Annotated in this window: 1 protein-coding gene; it reads left to right on the top strand. The window is 69.4% G+C overall.

Annotated features, from left to right (window positions below; genetic code table 11):
• Nucleotides 1-1,133 (top strand): AMP-binding protein (locus ACIP5W_RS35730; protein ID WP_401482255.1); only part of this gene is annotated, 1,133 nt, incomplete at both ends.

Genomic DNA, 1,133 nt, shown 5'->3' with positions numbered 1-1,133 from the left:
CCCAAGGGTGTGGTCATCGACCACCACGCCCTGGCCACCTACCTCCACCGCGCCCGCAGCGCCTACCCCGCCACCACCGGCTCGACCGTGCTGCACTCACCCCTGGCATTCGACCTCACCATCACCGCGATGTGGACCCCGCTCACCAACGGCGGAACCGTCCACCTCACCACCCTCGAACAAGCAGACACCCGCCCGACCCTGATCAAAGCCACCCCCAGCCACCTGCCCATCCTGGCCGCACTGCCCCACACCTCCTCCCCCTCCCACACCCTCATCCTGGGCGGCGAAGCCCTCCACACCGACCACCTCACCACCTGGCGCGCCCAGCACCCCGACGTCCAGATCATCAACGCCTACGGACCCACCGAATCCACCGTCAACATCACCGAACACCACCTCGACGACACCACCGCGCACGGCCCGGTCCCCATCGGCCGGCCCTTCGCCAACACCGCCGTCTACGTCCTCGACACCGCCCTGCGCCCCGTCCCCCCCGGCACCACCGGCGAGCTCTACCTCGCCGGCCACCAACTCGCCCGCGGCTACCACCACCGCCCGGCACTGACCGCACAACGTTTCACCGCCAACCCCTACGGCCCCCCCGGCAGCCGCATCTACCGCACCGGCGACCTCGCCCACTGGACCCCCGACGGCCACCTCATCCACTCAGGCCGAGCAGACCACCAAATCAAACTCCGCGGCCACCGCATCGAACCCGGAGAAATCGAGACCGTCCTCACCGCCCAACCCGGCATCACCCAAGCCACCGTCATCCTCCGCGAAGACACCCCCGGCGACCAACGCCTCACCGCCTACCTCGTCGTCACCGACCACTGGCAGGAGTCCACCGTCCGGGCCGCCCTCGCACACAGCCTGCCCGACTACATGATCCCCAGCGCCCTCGTCCCCCTCGACACCCTCCCCCTCACCCCCAACGGAAAACTCGACCGGACAGCACTGCCCGCCCCCACCTACACCACCACCCCCACCGGCCGGACCCCCCGCACCCCCCACGAAGAAATCCTCTGCACCCTCTACGCCCAAGTCCTCTCCGTCACCGACGTCACCATCGACGACAACTTCTTCGACCTCGGCGGCCACTCCCTCCTCGCCACCCGACTCGTCAGCCG

It is taken from the genome of Streptomyces sp. NPDC088766, from assembly GCF_044750845.1.
Classification (GTDB): Bacteria; Actinomycetota; Actinomycetes; order Streptomycetales; family Streptomycetaceae; genus Streptomyces.
Note: the sequence above shows the minus strand (reverse complement) of the source record. Positions and strands in the feature narration are given on the sequence as shown.